Annotated in this window: 15 protein-coding genes and 1 tRNA gene; 9 read left to right on the plus strand and 7 right to left on the minus strand. The window is 58.9% G+C overall.

Annotated elements, in window-relative coordinates:
* Nucleotides 1–23: 23 nt before the first annotated feature.
* On the minus strand, nt 24–608 hold the full coding sequence (locus ACMVPR_RS07425) for a YceI family protein (protein WP_416882317.1): 585 nt from the start codon (nt 606–608) through the stop codon (nt 24–26).
* 101 nt (nt 609–709) lie between these two features.
* Nucleotides 710–913: a hypothetical protein gene (locus ACMVPR_RS07430; protein ID WP_416882318.1), complete on the minus strand. Its 204-nt coding sequence runs from the start codon at nt 911–913 to the stop codon at nt 710–712.
* 296 nt (nt 914–1,209) lie between these two features.
* Between ACMVPR_RS07430 and rpsF the strand changes: the two genes are divergently transcribed.
* The 3 genes from rpsF to rplI are packed head-to-tail and all read left to right on the plus strand — an operon-like array spanning nt 1,210 to nt 2,551.
* Nucleotides 1,210–1,665, plus strand: a complete 456-nt coding sequence (gene rpsF, locus ACMVPR_RS07435) for a 30S ribosomal protein S6 (RefSeq protein ID WP_300580744.1) — start codon at nt 1,210–1,212, stop codon at nt 1,663–1,665.
* Nucleotides 1,666–1,690: 25 nt separating this feature from the next.
* Nucleotides 1,691–1,918: a 30S ribosomal protein S18 gene (gene rpsR, locus ACMVPR_RS07440; RefSeq protein WP_292264769.1), complete on the plus strand. Its 228-nt coding sequence runs from the start codon at nt 1,691–1,693 to the stop codon at nt 1,916–1,918.
* A 12-nt stretch (nt 1,919–1,930) separates the two neighbouring features.
* Nucleotides 1,931–2,551 (plus strand): 50S ribosomal protein L9, encoded by a 621-nt coding sequence (gene rplI / locus ACMVPR_RS07445; protein ID WP_300580747.1) that lies wholly within the window; start codon nt 1,931–1,933, stop codon nt 2,549–2,551.
* Between the two features lie 137 nt (nt 2,552–2,688).
* On the opposite strand, the gene ACMVPR_RS07450 is transcribed toward rplI, so the two are convergent.
* A complete protein-coding gene (locus ACMVPR_RS07450; protein ID WP_416882319.1) occupies nt 2,689–4,989 on the minus strand; it encodes an Orn/Lys/Arg decarboxylase N-terminal domain-containing protein in 2,301 nt (766 codons plus the stop codon).
* 194 nt (nt 4,990–5,183) lie between these two features.
* Here ACMVPR_RS07450 and ACMVPR_RS07455 point away from each other — a divergent pair, with 194 nt between their 5' ends.
* Entirely contained in the window at nt 5,184–6,326 is a 1,143-nt protein-coding gene (locus tag ACMVPR_RS07455; RefSeq protein ID WP_416882320.1) for a mandelate racemase/muconate lactonizing enzyme family protein, read from the plus strand.
* Between the two features lie 121 nt (nt 6,327–6,447).
* Nucleotides 6,448–8,403 (plus strand): bifunctional 2',3'-cyclic-nucleotide 2'-phosphodiesterase/3'-nucleotidase, encoded by a 1,956-nt coding sequence (locus ACMVPR_RS07460; RefSeq protein WP_416882321.1) that lies wholly within the window; start codon nt 6,448–6,450, stop codon nt 8,401–8,403.
* A gap of 161 nt (nt 8,404–8,564) precedes the next feature.
* Here ACMVPR_RS07460 and tig read toward each other — a convergent pair whose 3' ends face one another.
* A complete protein-coding gene (gene tig, locus ACMVPR_RS07465) occupies nt 8,565–9,896 on the minus strand; it encodes a trigger factor (RefSeq protein ID WP_416884632.1) in 1,332 nt (443 codons plus the stop codon).
* Nucleotides 9,897–10,006: 110 nt separating this feature from the next.
* Nucleotides 10,007–10,966, minus strand: coding sequence for a methyltransferase domain-containing protein (locus tag ACMVPR_RS07470; protein ID WP_416882322.1), 960 nt, complete (start codon nt 10,964–10,966; stop codon nt 10,007–10,009).
* Nucleotides 10,967–11,277: 311 nt separating this feature from the next.
* On the opposite strand from ACMVPR_RS07470, the gene ACMVPR_RS07475 reads away from it, so the two are divergent.
* A complete protein-coding gene (locus ACMVPR_RS07475) occupies nt 11,278–12,213 on the plus strand; it encodes a hypothetical protein (protein WP_416882323.1) in 936 nt (311 codons plus the stop codon).
* A gap of 23 nt (nt 12,214–12,236) precedes the next feature.
* On the opposite strand, the gene ACMVPR_RS07480 is transcribed toward ACMVPR_RS07475, so the two are convergent.
* Both ACMVPR_RS07480 and ACMVPR_RS07485 read right to left on the minus strand, forming a co-directional pair.
* A tRNA-Leu gene (locus ACMVPR_RS07480) sits at nt 12,237–12,320 on the minus strand.
* A gap of 92 nt (nt 12,321–12,412) precedes the next feature.
* Nucleotides 12,413–14,053 (minus strand): NAD(P)H-hydrate dehydratase, encoded by a 1,641-nt coding sequence (locus ACMVPR_RS07485; protein ID WP_416882324.1) that lies wholly within the window; start codon nt 14,051–14,053, stop codon nt 12,413–12,415.
* Nucleotides 14,054–14,222: 169 nt separating this feature from the next.
* Here ACMVPR_RS07485 and ACMVPR_RS07490 point away from each other — a divergent pair, with 169 nt between their 5' ends.
* The 3 genes from ACMVPR_RS07490 (at nt 14,223) to ACMVPR_RS07500 (ending at nt 17,069) form a co-directional block, all read left to right on the plus strand.
* Nucleotides 14,223–14,561 (plus strand): P-II family nitrogen regulator, encoded by a 339-nt coding sequence (locus tag ACMVPR_RS07490; protein ID WP_085631929.1) that lies wholly within the window; start codon nt 14,223–14,225, stop codon nt 14,559–14,561.
* Between the two features lie 54 nt (nt 14,562–14,615).
* A complete protein-coding gene (gene glnA, locus ACMVPR_RS07495; RefSeq protein ID WP_292270021.1) occupies nt 14,616–16,022 on the plus strand; it encodes a type I glutamate--ammonia ligase in 1,407 nt (468 codons plus the stop codon).
* Nucleotides 16,023–16,304: 282 nt separating this feature from the next.
* Nucleotides 16,305–17,069, plus strand: a complete 765-nt coding sequence (locus ACMVPR_RS07500) for a hypothetical protein (RefSeq protein ID WP_416882325.1) — start codon at nt 16,305–16,307, stop codon at nt 17,067–17,069.
* The last annotated feature ends 47 nt before the right edge of the window (nt 17,070–17,116 follow it).

Raw genomic sequence — 17,116 nt, forward strand, 5'->3', positions numbered from 1 at the left:
TCTGGTTGAGCGCTGTGGCAGGTTCAGGAGCCGCTGCTGATAACCTTCATCGCTTCGATCGAGATCTGAACTTGGACCTCGTCGCTGACGAACGGAGCGAATGCCCCAACTTCAAAATCGCTGCGCAGCAGGGTTGCCGTTGCGTCAAAACCTGCCCAAGGCTTGCCTTCCATCGGGTGGTCGCCTGTCTGGTTCAGCGTTGCGGAAAGTGTGACCGGCTTGGTGATGCCATTGAGCGTCAGATCGCCAATGATGTTGGCCGAATTGTCTCCGGTCACTTCAATATCAGTCGAGACGAAAGTCACCATCTCGTCCTCTTCGGCACCGAAGAAGTCAGCGGACATGAAATGATCAAAACGGCCTTCCCAGCCTGTGAACATCGACCGCACCGGGAAGGAAACGGTCACGGAGGAATTGGCCGGATCTTCCTGATCAAACTGGATGTCGCCTTCGAAGCCAGAGAACATGCCCCAGGTCGTGGAATAGCCAAGGTGGTTGTAGGAAAAGAGGATTTGACTGTGGCTGGCGTCCAGCTTGTAAGCTTCGGGTTCAGCCTGAGCAGCAAGAGGAAGCGCGACCAAAGCGGCGGCGAGAAGTGTCTTTTTCATGGGTCAGTCCTGTATTTGGGTTACGATGACTGACAAGTTGCTGCGATGCCGCGCAGTCTCAATTCTTTGAAATTCAACAGAGTCTGTGTCGGAATAAACAGTCAGCGACCAAACAGGCACAGGCCTGCTAGTCCCATGACGATCACAGAAAGTCCAAGCCCCATCACACGGGCTTCTGGCAAAGCGCCCTGTACCGCAATCCAGATCCCCGGAACGGCGATCAGGCACGCGATGCCACAAACACGGCGGATCAGTTTTCCGACCGAACCGTGGCCGTGTACATAATTTTCGTCATAGTGAACCATTTTGCTTCTCCTAGACCGGCTGACACCCGGTCGTCATACCGTTTACTATCTGGAAACAGTATGTTCAGAGAATCTGCCGAATTCGGGGTCGCTGCGCGACGGTGCCAAGGCATGTTCTGGGCGAGATTGTGACGCCCTGCCAAAAGCCGCGCAGGACCGCTTGATCCCGCGCGCAATCCGTGTATACGGAGCGCTCCTTTCGCAAGACGATTTTTACCGCGCAGTCTCTCGTGGGCAGGAGCGAAAGGGTTCAGTCCCTGTCCTTTGAAATGCGCCAGAACAGAAACGGAGTGCACATGCCGCTTTACGAGCATGTTTTTATCTCGCGTCAGGATTTGTCCAACGCGCAGGCTGAAGGCCTTATCGAACATTTCGGCACAGTTCTTTCGGACAACGGCGGCAAGCTGGTTGATCACGAATACTGGGGCGTCAAGACGATGGCCTACAAGATCAACAAGAACCGCAAGGGCCACTACGCCTTCCTGCGCACCGACGCACCGTCGGAAGCCGTGCAGGAAATGGAGCGCCTGATGCGTCTGCATGACGACGTGATGCGTATCCTCACCATCAAGGTGGACGCGCATGAAGAAGGTCCGTCGGTCCAGATGCAAAAGCGTGACGACCGTGGCGATCGCGGAGACCGTGGTGATCGCGGAGATCGTGGCGACCGCGGAGATCGTGGCGACCGCGGAGATCGTGGCGACCGCGGAGACCGTGGTGATCGTGGCGAACGCCGCGAACGTCGCAACTGATCGCCTGAAGAAAGGACGCTAATCCATGGCTACAAAACCATTTTTCCGCCGTCGTAAGGTGTGCCCCTTCTCGGGAGATGGCGCACCCAAGATCGACTACAAAGACACCAAGCTGCTGCAGCGCTACATCTCTGAGCGTGGCAAGATCGTGCCGTCGCGCATCACAGCCGTGTCTGCAAAGAAACAGCGTGAGCTGGCCCGTGCAATCAAGCGCGCCCGCTTCCTCGCCCTCCTGCCCTACGCAGTGAAGTAAGGAGAGACTGACATGCAAGTTATCCTTCTGGAACGCGTGGCCAAGCTTGGCCAGATGGGCGACGTCGTTGACGTAAAGCCCGGTTTTGCGCGCAACTACCTGCTGCTGCAGGGCAAGGCGCTGACCGCCTCGAAAGAGAACATCGCGTCGTTCGAAAATCAGAAAGCGCAGCTCGAAGCACAGAACCTGGAAACCAAGAAAGAGGCCGAAGCAATGGCCGACCGTCTTGGCGGCCAGCAGTTCGTCGTGATTCGTCAGGCATCCGATGGCGGCAACCTCTACGGCTCCGTCACCACCCGCGACGCGGCTGAAGTGGCAACCGAAGAAGGCTTCACGCTCGACCGCAAGCAGGTCATCATCCGCAAGCCGATCAAGGTTCTTGGTCTGCACGAGGTTGAAGTCCACCTGCACCCCGAGGTGATGGTCACCATCAGCCTGAACGTTGCACGTTCGCCCGAAGAAGCAGAGCTTCAGGCCTCCGGCAAGTCCATTCAGGAACTGGCCGCCGAGGAAGAAGCACAGGCAGAATTCGAAATCGCCGAACTGTTCGACGATATCGGCGCTGCGGCATCCGATGACGATGATCTGGCACCTGCCGCGTCGTCTCAGGAAGAAGCCAAGTCGGAAGACTGAACTTTACTTCGAGCAAGAATTAAAAAGCCCTGCCAGTCTGGCGGGGCTTTTTTGTTGGGTCATCTGAGCGTAGGCTGTCAGTCGAAAATTCAGGACGCAACAGACCTCAACCCTGTTCATTGCGGACCGCGAGGAGGCTAAACCTCCCTGTTGATGGCAACACAATCAGCGAAATATTGAACCTGATTGTTCTCGTCCACCTCTTGTACCAGCCCGTGAATGTCGATCTCGAACCCCGGACATTCGCGCGCGAAGGTTCTGTTGAATTTAAGATATTCGACGATCTTCTTATTGAAGACCTCGCCGGGGATCAAAAGCGGAATGCCCGGCGGGTACGGTGTCACCAGGCTTGTTGTGATACGTCCTTCAAGATCATCAATCGGCACGCGTTCGGTCGTGCGCGCAGCAATGTGCGAAAACGCATCTGTTGGCTTCATCGCGGGCACAAGATCGCTGAGATACATGTCCGTCGACAGAACAGCCACGTCGGATTTGGCATAGAGCGAATGGACGTGCTGGCACATGTCGCCCAGACCCATCTGTTCATAGCGCGGTTGTTTGGCACAGAATTTCGGCATGCAACGCCACATCGGGACGTTCTTGTCATAGTCGTCCTTGAACTGCTGCAACGCGGTTAAAAGCGAATTCCAGCGGCCCTTGGTGATGCCGATCGTGAACATGATGAAAAAGCTGTAGAGACCGGTTTTCTCAACAACAACGCCATGTTCCGCCAGATACTTTGTCACGATGGACGCCGGGATGCCGGAAAAATCGAACTTCCCATCCAGGTTCATCCCCGGCGTGATGACTGTGGCCTTGATCGGGTCCAGCATGTTGAAGCCGGGGGCCATGTCGCCGAAGGCATGCCAGGACTCTTCGCCGTCCGACGGCTGCACTCCCTCGGCATTGGTCTTTTTCAGCACCCAGTTGGTTGGACTGTCGATGCCTTCTTCGTCCAACTCTTCCGGTCCCCAAACCTGGAACCACCAGTCGTTGCCGTATTCTTCATCCACCTTGCGCATCGCGCGCCGGAAATCGAGCGACTCGAGCAGGCTTTCTTCGACCAGAGCGCGCCCGCCCGGAGGCTCCATCATCGCCGCGGCCACGTCGCAACTGGCGATGATGCTGTATTGCGGGCTGGTCGAGGTGTGCATCAGATACGCCTCGTTGAACAGGTGCCGGTCGAGTTTGGTGTTCTTGCTGTCCTGCACGAGCACATGGCTTGCCTGCGAAATCCCCGCCAGAAGCTTGTGAATGGACTGGGTTGAATAGGTCACCGAATGGCTCGGGCGCTCGCGATTGCGCCCCATGGCGTGGAAGGTCCCATAAAACGGATGAAAAGCCGCGTGCGGTAACCATGCCTCGTCGAAATGCAGGTTTTCGACATAGCCGTCGAGCATGTCTTTGATCGTCTCGGTGTTGTACAGAACACCGTCATAGGTTGATTGCGTCAGGGTGATGATCCGTGGCTTGACGGTATCCGCATCCACATGCGCCAAGAGCGGGTTTGAGCGGATCTTCTCCTTGATCGACTCGATCGAAAACTCGGCCTTCGGAATGGGCCCGATGATGCCGTAGTGGTTGCGCGTCGGCTTCATGAAAACCGGGATGGCACCGGTCATGATGATGCTGTGTAGGATGGACTTGTGGCAGTTTCGGTCAACGACCACCACATCGCCGGGGGCAACGGTATGGTGCCAGACCATCTTGTTCGAAGTGCTCGTGCCATTGGTAACAAAGAAGCAGTGATCGGCATTGAAAATCCGTGCCGCATTGCGTTCGGACGCGCCGATGGCGCCGTTGTGGTCAAGCAGTTGGCCCAGTTCCTCAACCGAGTTGCATACATCGGCGCGCAGCATGTTTTCGCCGTAGAACTGGTGGTACATCTGCCCAATGGGGCTTTTCAGAAAGGCGACCCCGCCAGAATGCCCGGGACAGTGCCATGAGTAAGAACCATCTTCGGCATAATCGAGCAGCGCCTTGAAGAACGGCGGCTGGATGCCTTCGATATAGGCCTTGGCGTCACGGACGATGTGGCGGGCCACAAATTCCGGCGTGTCCTCAAAGGTGTGAATGAACCCATGCAGTTCGCGCAGGATGTCGTTGGGCAGATGGCGGCTCGTTTTGGTTTCACCGTAGATGTAAATCGGCACTTCGTTGTTTTTCCGACGGACTTCTTCGATAAAGGACCGCAGGTTCAACACGGCGGGATCAAGGTCGGGTCCGGGTGTGAATTCCTCGTCATCAATGGACAACACAAAGGCGCTTGCGCGGGATTGCTGCTGTGCGAATTGCGACAGGTCTCCGTAGCTGGTCGTGCCCAGCACCTCGAAGCCTTCGCTCTCGATGGCACCAGCAATGGCACGGATGCCCAAGCCGGACGAGTTGTCTGAACGGAAATCCTCGTCAATGATGACGATGGGAAAGCGGAATTTCATAGAGAGCTCCAGTAAGGAAGGTTCAGGCTGTGCTGTCTGCCTGGCGATGCGCTTTTTCGACACCCGTCCGAGTCAAAGACCATGAGGTCATGCCTGATTGATATGACGGTCTTCGCGGTCCAAGCGCAAGTTGCTTTCGGCAATTCTGTGCCAGCGCGCTTGCCTTTGAGGCAGCTTCCTGCTGTGCTTCCCCAATGCCAATTACCCTGTCCCGCATCACCGTCACCGCATACCGCGTACCGATCTCGTCGCCGGTGGCGACGTCCTTTGGCGTCATGCAGAACCGTCCCGCTGTGTTCGTTCGGGTTCAGGACAGCGACGGAGCCTTCGGCTGGGGCGAGATTTTCGCCAATTGGCCCGCCGCAGGGGCCGAACATCGTGCCCGGCTGGTGGTCGAGGACATGGCTGACCTGCTTTTGGGACAGTCGTTCACCAGCGCGCATGACCTTTTCACGCAACTCACGGACAAGACCCATATCCGCGCCCTGCAATGCGGCGAATGGGGGCCGTTCCGTCAGGTGATCGCGGGTCTGGACACCGCCATGACCGACCTTGAGGCGCGCCGCGCAGGAGTTTCGGTGGCGCGGTTTCTGAACCCTGAAGCTGCACAAACCGTCCCCTGTTACGCCAGCGGGATCGCCATTGCCCAAGCCGCACGACAAATCGCCCAAAGCCGCGAGGCCGGCTTTTCCGCCTTCAAGGTCAAGGTCGGTTTTGATCTGACACGTGACACTGATCTGTTGACCCAACTCACCTCGACACTCAGGGCGGGCGAAATCCTCTGCGCTGACGCCAATCAGGCTTGGGCGCTTCCCGAGGCCGAACGCTTCGTGGCCTCCTGCCGCGACCTGCCCTTGGGATGGCTGGAAGAGCCCCTGCCCGCAGATGCGCCCCTGACCCATTGGCAGGCGCTGGCGGATCAAAGCCCGATGCCGCTGGCAGGGGGCGAAAACATCACCGGCACAGGTGGTTTTGCCGATGCCATCGCCACGGGCGTTTTCGGCGTGCTGCAACCCGACATCGCCAAATGGGGCGGCTTCAGCGGATGCTGGCCCGTGGCACAGGCGATCCGCAGCGCCGGACTACGCTACTGCCCGCACTTCCTTGGCGGCGGCATCGGCCTCATTGCGTCGGCCCATCTGCTCGCCGCTGCGGGAGGCGATGGCCTGCTCGAAGTGGACGTGAACCCCAACCCCTTACGCGATGCGTTTGACCCATGGCAGGGATCGGCAGATCGCGGCACGCTCACCTTGTCCGATGCGCCCGGTCTCGGGATCACCAGCCTGCCCGACGAGATTGCACAATTCGCAAGCTATTCCTGTGATCTGCATATCTGACAGACGTCAGCTTTCGTTCGCCTGTGACAAATTCATGCCACTGCCACGAAACTGCTAACCGGCTGTGCGCTTTCCATCCTAACCTGTCCTCAGAACCAATCCAGATCAGGGGGACACGATCATGGCACTGACGCTGAACCGTCGAGGTTTTCTGGCCAGTACGGCTGGCTTTCTCGCGCTGCACCCGTTTTCGGTGCGCGCCATGTCCAATCAGGCGCATCTGCGGATCATGGAAACAACGGACCTGCACGTGCATGTGCATCCCTACGACTATTACGGCGACCGTCCGACCGACACAGTGGGCCTGAGCCGCGTCGCCACCATCATCCAGAACATCCGGGCCGAGGCCACGAATTCAATCCTGCTCGACAATGGCGATTTCCTGCAGGGCAACCCGATGGGCGATTACATCGCCTATGAACGCGGGATGAAAGAAGGTGACATGCACCCGATCATCACCGCGATGAATACTCTGGGCTTTGACGGCTCCACCTTGGGCAATCACGAATTCAACTACGGCCTCGATTTCCTGATGAAATCGCTGGCGGGCGCGGATTTCCCGGTCGTTTCGGCCAACGTGGTCAAGACCGCAGGCGGCACGCCGCGCGAAGACACCACGCTGGTGCCGCCCTATGTGATCCTAGACCGCGAGATCACCGACGGAGGCGGAAACACCCACCCGATCCGCATCGGCCTCATCGGATTTGTGCCGCCGCAGATCATGACATGGGATCGCCGCCACCTCGAAGGCAACGTCACCGCCCGCGACATTCTCGAATCCGCCCGCGCCTATGTCCCGCAGATCCGCGAACAGGGTGCAGACATCGTGATCGCGCTGTCCCATTCCGGCATCGGCGCGGCTGAGGCCGAGGATATGATGGAGAACGCCTCCATCCCGCTGGCAGGTGTGGATGGAATCGACGTGATCCTGACCGGGCATTCGCATCTGGTCTTCCCCTCCTCCACCTATGACACCCTCCCCGGCCTCGACACCGCCAAAGGCACGATTATGGGCAAACCCGGCGTCATGGCAGGCTTCTGGGGCAGCCATATGGGTCTTGTGGATCTGATGCTCGAACGTGACGGCGACAGCTGGCGCGTGCTCAACCACCAATCCGAAGCGCGACCGATTTCGCAGCGCAACGAGGACCGGTCTGTCACAGCGCTGGTGCAGGATTACCAACCGGTGATTGAGGACACGCAAAAAGACCACGAGGAAACGCTGGCCTATGTCCGCCGCGCTGTGGGCAAGACAGCCGCGCCCCTGCACAGCTATTTCGCGCTGGTGGCCGACGATCCGTCTGTCCAGATCGTGTCCAACGCCCAAACCTGGTACATCGCACAGATGATGCAGGGCACGCCGCATGAAGGCCTGCCGATCCTGTCCGCCGCCGCACCCTTCAAGGCAGGCGGTCGTGGCGGGCCGGAGTATTACACCGACGTGCCGGTGGGCGATGTGGCGATCAAGAACGTCGCCGATCTTTACCTCTACCCCAACACCGTGCGCGCCGTGCGGGTGACGGGGGCGCAGGTGAAAGACTGGCTGGAACGCTCGGCGGGCATGTTCAATCAGGTGGAACCCGGTTCGGCCGACGCGCCGCTCCTGAACCCCAACTTCCCCAGCTACAATTTCGATGTCATCGACGGGGTCAGCTACCAGATCGACCTCAGCCAGCCATCGAAATTCGACCGCGACGGCGCTGTCATCAACCCCGACGCCAACCGCATCGTGAACCTGACCTATCAGGGCGCACCGATCGACCCGGCGGCAGAGTTCATCATTGCCACGAACAATTACCGCGCGGGCGGCGGCGGCAGCTTCCCCGGCACCGGAGACACCATCGTGTTCGAAGGCCCGGATACCAACCGCGACGTGATTGTCCGCTACATCGTGGAGCAAGGCACCATCGACCCCAAGGCCGATTTCAACTGGCGTTTTGCACCGTTGGCGGGCACCAGCGTGATTTTTGAGACCGGCCCCGCCGGCGCGAAATACGCAGGCTCTCTCGACGGCATGACACTCGAAGAAGCCGGCACAAACGCGGATGGCTTTGCGCTCTTCCGTATGACGCTCTGACGAAAGCCAGCTTCTCTGGTTCACAAATACTTCGGGGGAGTCCGCCTTTGGCGGACGGGGGCAGAGCCCCCACCCTCGATCGGAGCGGCAACGCCGATCCGATCCTCAAACGGAAAAGGCCGCCCAACCGGGCGGCCTTTGCATTTCAAAACCCGAAGGTCTTATTCGGCGTCAAGCGCCTCGATGGCTTTTTCCAGCTCGTCCTTCGAAACTTGTTTCTCGGTCACGGTCGCCTGTTCGGCCACGTGATCGACAACCTTGTCCTCGAAGATGGGCGCACGCAGCTGCTGCTGCATCTGCTGGTTCTGGCGCACGAAGTCGAAGAACGCACGTTCCTGACCCGGGTACTGACGTGCCTGGGCCATGATCGCTTGAGTCATCTCCGCGTCCGTCACGGTGACCTCGGCTTTCTGACCCAGCTCGGCCAGCAAGAGGCCCAGCTTGACGCGGCGTTCTGCGAGCTTGTTGTGCTCATCGGTCGGCGTGATCTCGGGGTGATCGTGGCCATGCACATCCGGGTTTTCTTCGTGCCAAAGCTGATGCGCGATCTGCTTGGCTTCGGCATCAACCAGCGACGGAGGCAGGTCGACAGACACCTTCTCGTCCAGCTGATCCAGCAACGCACGCTTCATCACCTGGCGCGCGGCACCCGTGTATTCGACTTCCAGACGCTCGGCGATCTGCGCCTTCAGGGCGGCCAGATCCTCTGCACCGAACTTCTTTGCCAACTCGTCGTCGATCTCGGCGGCCACAGGTTCCTTGACGGCTTTGACGGTGCATTCGAACACCGCGTCCTTGCCGGCAAGATTCTCGGCACCGTACTCGTCCGGGAACTTGACCTCGACATTCTTTTCTTCGCCGACCTTCACACCGACCAGCTGGTCTTCGAAACCGGGAATGAAGGAACCGGAGCCCAGAACGAGCGGGTAATCTTCGGCCGCACCACCGTCAAAGGCTTCGCCATCCACTTTGCCAAGGAAGTCGATCACAACCTGATCGCCCTCTTTTGACTTGGAGCCTTTCTTGCGGTCCTTGAAGTTCTGCGCAGTCTCGGCAAGGTTCTTGAGCGCCTCGTCCACTTCTGCGTCGCCGGCCTTGACGACCAACTTCTCAAGCTTCAGCGACGAAAGATCGACCTCGGGCATTTCCGGCAGTTTTTCGTAGGACATCGCGACTTCGATATCGTCGCCTTCTTTCCAGTCCTCATTGGTCATCTTGACCTCGGGCTGGAGCGCCGGGCGGTCGCCACTGTCCTCAAAGTGCTTGGCCATCGCGCCGTCGATGGTTTCCTGCATGGCTTCGCCCAAAAGGCGCTGGCCAAACTGCTTCTTCAGAAGCGGCATCGGCACCTTGCCTTTGCGGAAGCCCTTCATTTCGATTTCGGGCTGCGCTTCCTTGAGCTTTTCATTCACCTTTGCGTCCAATTCGCCCGCCGTGACGGTGATCGAATAGCTGCGCTTGAGGCCTTCATTGAGAGTTTCGGTGACCTGCATGTCGTCCTTATCCATTGCATGGGGGCCGCGGAGGCGTCCGCGGCGGTCAAAATCCACCGCCTCTTAGAGGGGCGACCGAGAGTCCGCAAGCAGGAAATGTGGCCGCACGGTCAGGCGTCTGCGGGAAGCTGCGCTTCGCCATCGCCCTGACGTCGCACCTGTGCGTTTGGTCCGCCCGCGACAACGCAAAGCCCGTGCACATCCACACCACGGTCCTTGCGCAGGATCACGTCGCGTATCTCGATCGCGCCGAATCCTGCTGTCTGCAGAAGGTCGGTTACATATTCCCGCCCATGGGCAAAACGCCGGGTTTCGCGCAGCGTCACGTCGCTGTCCCTGGCCCGCTCGACCGTGAAGATGAGCGTGCCGTCAGCGGACAGGCAGGCCGCGCACCAAGCGATGATCCGCTCCAGGGCTCCGAGGTAGTTGAACACATCCGATGCCACGATCAGACCATACTGCCCGGCCAGGATCGGCAACTCCTGGATATCGGCCTTCTCGAGCATGTCATAGAGACCCTTGGCGTGCGCCTCGTCGAGCATGGCCTGTGACAGGTCGATCCCGGTCAGATGATCGCAATGCGGGCGCAACACAGGGCCGATCAGCCCGGTGCCGCACCCAAGATCAAGCGCCCGTTGCACCGTCGCTCCGGACCTGACCTGCAATGCCTCTGAAATGAGGGTCGGCCCCTGATAGTCCAAGTGGTCCAGCAACGATGCCTCGAAGCGGGGAGCGTACTGATCAAAAAGCATCTCGACAAACGCCGGAGGCATGGTGTCGCTCAGCGGCAGATCGCGCAGCAGGTCGCGGCGCAGCCCCGCACCGAACGGATCATCCGGTTGAAGCTCGACCGCACGGTCCCATGCGCGCGCAGCCCCCTTGGGATCGCCCGCACGCTCCAGATACTCGCCCAGTCGGAACCATCCCGCGGCCCATGACGGAACAAGATCGAGTGCGCCTTGCAAGACGTCCACCGCTCCATCAAGATCCCCGTGATCCGCCAAGGTCTCGGCAAATTCAGCACGCCGGTCGGCATGCAGATCACCGGAGGCAAACAGCTTTCCCACCATTTTCATCTGTCCAAGAAGCCCGCTCATTTGCCTGCGGGAACAGGCCACGCGACGGACGACACGCTGCACCTGAAATCCGGTGCCGGACGGTGCGATAGCGTGACGGGATTATCGCTGTCAACAAAGAGTTTGGCATGTGAAAGTCGATGTCACGGCAGCGGCGGTCGCGCCAAGGTGCGTCCCAATTTGCGATTGATCTTGAAGCAGTCACCGAGCTGAGGCACGATGGGAGAATATTTCAATCAAGCGCAGCGCTTCTTTAGATATTTCGAGTTTATTGCGCGTCGCGATTTTACAAAGGGATTGTTTTTATGGGAACACCCCGCCAGTGGCCGAACCCCTGGCCGACGATTACCGCAGCTGTCACCGATTACTCCGACCCTAGAACCGGAGCCTATACGGAGTACAAGCGCGGTTCTTTGGTTTTAGACATAGAGAATTACTCCGAACACACGGTTGTCACAGGCGACACGCTAAGCGGATATTCGATGATACTTTACGGAAGTTACAAGGAAATCAACGTCTGGGGACGCATAAAGCAAGGTGTGAGCTACCCAACAAGTCTTGCAGACATAGAACCGATCAGCAATCTCGACCTGATCCATGTCGGCGAAACGCTCGTGCATGGCGGAATGCTTGTCGACAGCATGAAACCCGGTCCGAAACCTAAGGCACCTCCAAAGCTTGGATTTCGTGCACCACCGGATGTTGTGTTGCCCCACGGTATGGAGATCGTTGCTGCTGACCGGTTCGACGGAGCTGGATGGTCGGAATACATAACCACGTTTCCCGGTGGCGGTTATGTGATCCTTAAAGATATTCCGACTTTCGTGTTCGGAGTTCAAACAGCGGTAAACGCCCGCCCCATTTCCATCTTGCACATCCAGGTGCACGGCGCGCCCGGAACGATGTATTTCGGGGATTGGACGAATGGAGGAGACACGCTCAATGTCAGCTCATTCCCGAAGCACCGTGTGACACTGGCGAAGCTGAAACCGAACTTTGCCAACAACGCATGGGTTGTGGTTCGATCCTGCAAAACCGGACAAGATCTGGAACTGTTGCGCTTGCTTGGGCAATTATGGGGAGTGAACATTTTTGCAGGCACCGGAGACTGGCGCAACGCGCTCGATTTCAACGATGGCAAATATGTTGTCCTCGAACGGGGGGGCGCAGAGTACTACACGCGCAAGATGCCGAACGCTATCCAAAGCTCGCTTGCCCGCAGGGCTTGGAAGAACTGGTGACCAAACAATCGGTTGGATGTCGATGGTGCGGGTGAAGGGACTCGAACCCCCACGCCAAAGGCGCCAGAACCTAAATCTGGTGCGTCTACCAATTCCGCCACACCCGCATTGCGCCGGTGAGTAGCAAAGCTCTCGGGCTGATGCGAGCAGAATTTTCATACGAAAATTCTGTTACGTAAGAAACTTCGAACGAAGTTTCTTACCGCGCAAGTGGTGCGAATACCTTGGGAAGCATGTCCGGCAGGTCTTCGGCGATGAGGCCCGGTCCAAACAGACGCGCGGCTTCGCAATGCAGCCAGACCGCCGCTTCGGTGACACAGAACAGGTCCGGTGCGGTTTCGGGCGCGGCAAGACCCGCAATCAGACCGGCCAGCACGTCCCCTGCCCCGGCGGTTGCCAGCCACGGCACGGCCCGCGCACCTGTCGCAGAGTGTACGCTCGCCCCGCCGCCAGGTTGGGCAATCACGGTGTCCTCGCCCTTCAACAGCACGATGCACCCTGCCCGATCCGCGGCCATACGAACTACGTCGATCTTTGACTGCTCTTTCCGTTCGGATTGCGCGAGGTCGGGAAAGAGACGGGCAAACTCGCCTTCATGCGGGGTCAGCACCGTACGCGGATGGGTCAAAGCAAAGAGCCCCGAGGGGTCGCCTGCAAACGACGTCAGCGCGTCTGCGTCCAGAACAACGACGGGATCACGCCAGCCGCGCTCTCCTCTCCGGTGTTCCAAGGCGGCTGTGACCAACGCCCGCGTCTCTGCCCCAACGCCAAGTCCCGGCCCGAGACACAAAGCGGTTACCCGGTCGTCGACGATCTGGCGAAAGGCCGCCGCATCGGCACAGGCGCGCAGCATCACCGCGTCCAGTTGGCAGGCGTTTTCCTGAAGCGCATCCGGGGGACACAGCACAGTGACCAATCCCGCGCCGCTGCGTAGAGCCGCACGGGCAGCCATGCGACCAGCTCCGCCCCGCCCCGGACCACCGGCCAGAATCATCGCATGGCCATAGTCGTACTTGTGCCCCTGCCCGCGCAGCTTGGCGATCATCGCACCGGGCCAGATGCGCGGCGCAAGCGGGAGATCGCCGAAGTCGGGATCGACCAATCGCACCCGTTCGGGGTCTGGTGCCGCTCCGATCATTGTGCGCTCGGCGGCATCCGGCCCGGTCAGACCAATATCCACCACCTGCACGTCGCCACACAGCGTTGGCCCAAGGCCAAGCTTGTGACCCGCCTTCAGGCTGTGAAACGACACCGTCAGATCCGCCGAATTGACCCTCGGCATCCTATCGTCACCCGCATTCGGAATCATCCCTGTGTCAAGGTTCAGGCCCGACGGACAGTCGATCGCCAGACGTCGCATCGCGTGGCCGTGTTTCCACGTGCCCATCATCCGATCCTCGAGGGCAATGGCCAATGCTTCGGGCAGCGGACGGGTGAGCCCAGTACCGAAGACGGCATCGACGAAAAGGTGAGGACGGTCACAGTTACGGACGGTATTCGCATCGAACGGCAAGACTGCGCCCATGCTGAGCCAGAGGTCATGGTTGGTTTTTGCATCCGGCGGCAGTTTGGCAGCATCCCCATAGAGAAAGACATCGACCGACCAGCCCCGGTCCTTGAGACGCCGGGCGATCACAAACCCGTCCCCGCCATTGTTCCCCGGTCCACACAGGATCAGCGCTCGGTGCGCCCCTTGGCCCAATTCGGGCCATTTGACCAAAGCTGCCTCGACTGCCCCACGTCCAGCACGCTCCATCAGTTGAAGTCCCGTGACAGCCCCCAACTCGATTTCGGCCTGCTCAATGGTGCGCATCTGGGCGGAGGTGAGCAATTCGGCCACGTCTGATCCCCTCAAAGATTCAATTCTGCACACTTTTTGTGCAATTTGCACATTTTATAGGCGACAGTTTTCAATCCACCCGCCCGCTGCCGCTACATTTACCCTAGCTGATTGTGGCCCTCAAACAGAAGTGGTCTGACGACCGCAACGCAGGAGCGAGGGACCCGCCATGAAAAAGATTGAAGCCATCATCAAACCCTTCAAACTCGACGAGGTGAAGGAAGCTCTTCAAGACGCCGGCATCCAGGGTCTGAGTGTCGTCGAAGTCAAAGGCTTCGGCCGCCAGAAAGGCCACACCGAGCTCTACCGCGGTGCCGAATACGTGGTGGACTTCCTGCCGAAGGTCAAAATCGAGGTTGTCCTTGATGATGACCAGGTCGACGGCGCGATTGCCGCCATCGTAGACGCCGCAAAGACCGACAAGATCGGTGACGGCAAGATTTTCGTATCGCCTGTCGAGCAGGCCATCCGCATCCGCACAGGTGAATCCGGATCAGACGCGATCTGATCCCGCGCCACACTTTTCGAAAAACGACCCAAACTCAGTGAAAGGGAAGAGAGAATGAGCACTGAAGCGCTTCTCAAGATGATTAAGGACGAAGATGTCGCGTATGTTGACATCCGGTTTACCGACCCGCGCGGCAAACTGCAGCACGTGACAGTGATGTCCGACCAGGTGGATGAAGATTTCCTTGAAGAAGGCTTCATGTTCGACGGGTCGTCCATCGCGGGCTGGAAGTCCATCGAAGCCTCCGACATGAAACTGATGCCCGACACTGACAGCGCATATATCGACCCGTTCTATGCCGAAAAGACCGTGTGCGTGCATTGCTCGGTTGTCGAGCCGGACACCGGCGAAGCCTATAACCGCGATCCGCGCGGCACCGCAGCCAAAGCAGAAGCGTACCTGAAGTCCTCGGGCATCGGTGACGTGGCTTATTTCGGCCCGGAAGCGGAATTCTTCCTGTTCGACGACGTGCGCTATGCCGTGACACCGAACAAGGTCTCCTACCAGGTCGATGCCGATCACGCGGCATGGAACACCGACACCGAGTTCGAAATGGGCAACCTCGGCCACCGTCCGACCTACAAAGGCGGCTACTTCCCTGTAAACCCGTCTGACGATGGTCAGGACATTCGCTCCGAGATGTTGTCCACCATGAAGCGCATCGGCATGAAGGTCGACAAGCACCACCACGAAGTGGCGACCAGCCAGCACGAACTTGGTCTGATCTTCGACTCGCTGGTCAAGCAGGCAGACGAACTTCAGAAGTACAAGTACATCATCCACAACGTCGCGCAGTCCTACGGCCGCTCGGCCACCTTCATGCCGAAGCCGCTCAAGGGCGACAACGGTTCGGGCATGCACGTCAACATGTCGATCTGGAAAGACGGCAAGCCGCTGTTCGCAGGCGACAAGTATGCCGACCTGAGCCAGGAAGCGCTGTACTTCATCGGCGGCATCCTCAAGCACGCGAAGGCGCTTAATGCCTTCACCAACCCGTCGACCAACAGCTACAAGCGTCTGGTCCCGGGTTACGAAGCACCGGTTCTGCGCGCCTACTCCGCACGCAACCGGTCTGGCTGCGTTCGTATTCCGTGGACCGAAAGCCCGAAGGCAAAGCGCGTCGAGGCCCGTTTCCCCGATCCCACTGCGAACCCCTACCTGTGCTTCTCTGCGCTGCTGATGGCCGGTCTTGACGGGATCGTTAACAAGATCGATCCGGGCGAAGCCATGGACAAGAACCTCTATGATCTTCCGGCGGAAGAGCTGGCGGGTATCCCGACTGTCTGCGGCAGCCTGCGTGAAGCCATCACCGAGCTGCAGGCCGACCATGACTTCCTTCTGGCCGGTGACGTGTTCACCAAAGACCAGATCGACGGCTATATCGACCTGAAGATGGAAGAGCTGGAAGCCTACGAAATGACACCGCACCCGGTGGAATTCGCAATGTATTACAGCAGCTAATCCCCGCGATCAGACTGGATTACGGGAAAAGGCGTCCTTTGGGGCGCCTTTTTCTTGTCTGTTTTGCTCAAGCGAACCTGTGGAACAATGCCCTTAAAAGGCCACCGAGCATTGCGGTAAATGCCCGCTCCAACTGGACTGTCCCTTCAAAACAAGCCCTCAGAAAAACCTGAAACTGGTCAAATTTCCAGTTTCGGCCAGATTCGCTGCGCATTTCAGACACATTCCAAGGCTTATATCCTTAATAAGGGCAAACTCCATTGAACCTGGGGAGGTGCAAGGATGACAAATTCGGACGTCACAGTGATCAGCTTGGTCACAGACAAACCGCGCGACGCGATCTGCCAATCCATTGTGCCTGCGGTCCATCGTTCTCTATCGGACCAACATCTGTCGTTCCAACGGCAGCCGGTGACACGAGACTATATCGACTGGGTCGTGGGTGACACCGACACTCTGACGCTCGCCATCGATGACGTTGGTTCCAGCAGCGTTGTCATGGTGGCCGGTCGGGGTGCCGATGCGTGTGTCAGTGCAACGCGCCTTGCGAACATCGCGGCGGACCTCTGCCGCAGTTTTGAAGCGCACACTGTTTTCTGGAACGGCTCGAAGCAACCTATCGCGGCGGCGGACTTCCTGTCGGCTGGCGACCCCCTTGCCGAACCGTCGGTTGCACGGACGCGTGTCGTACCTCGCAAGATCAAGGCGACCGGCAAACTGCGGGCTAGCCAGCGAGGCAAGGCCGCGCAGATGGACAGCTGGATGATGACAGCCGTACGCGCACAGATGAACGGCGTAACGCTGGAAGAGATCGAGCGTATGGAACTGGAAGAGCGTCGTGCGAAAACCGCTCCGATGCGGTTGTCGGCCTGGGCCATCTCGTTCACCACGGCACTGATCGCAGCGCCTCTGGCGATCCCCCTGATCGTTCACAACCTCGTGCGTGGCGAAGACGTGCGTTCTGGTGCAATGGCGCTTGGTGTGGCCGGACTTTTTGCTGTTTTGGCGCAGTTAGGCATGGCACCGAGCCTTCCGGAACTCCTCTGATCCAACCATCACATGGCGCGGTCAGTGAAGTCTGACCGCGCGATCCC

It is taken from the genome of Marivita sp., assembly GCF_048006345.1.
Classification (GTDB): domain Bacteria; phylum Pseudomonadota; class Alphaproteobacteria; order Rhodobacterales; family Rhodobacteraceae; genus Marivita.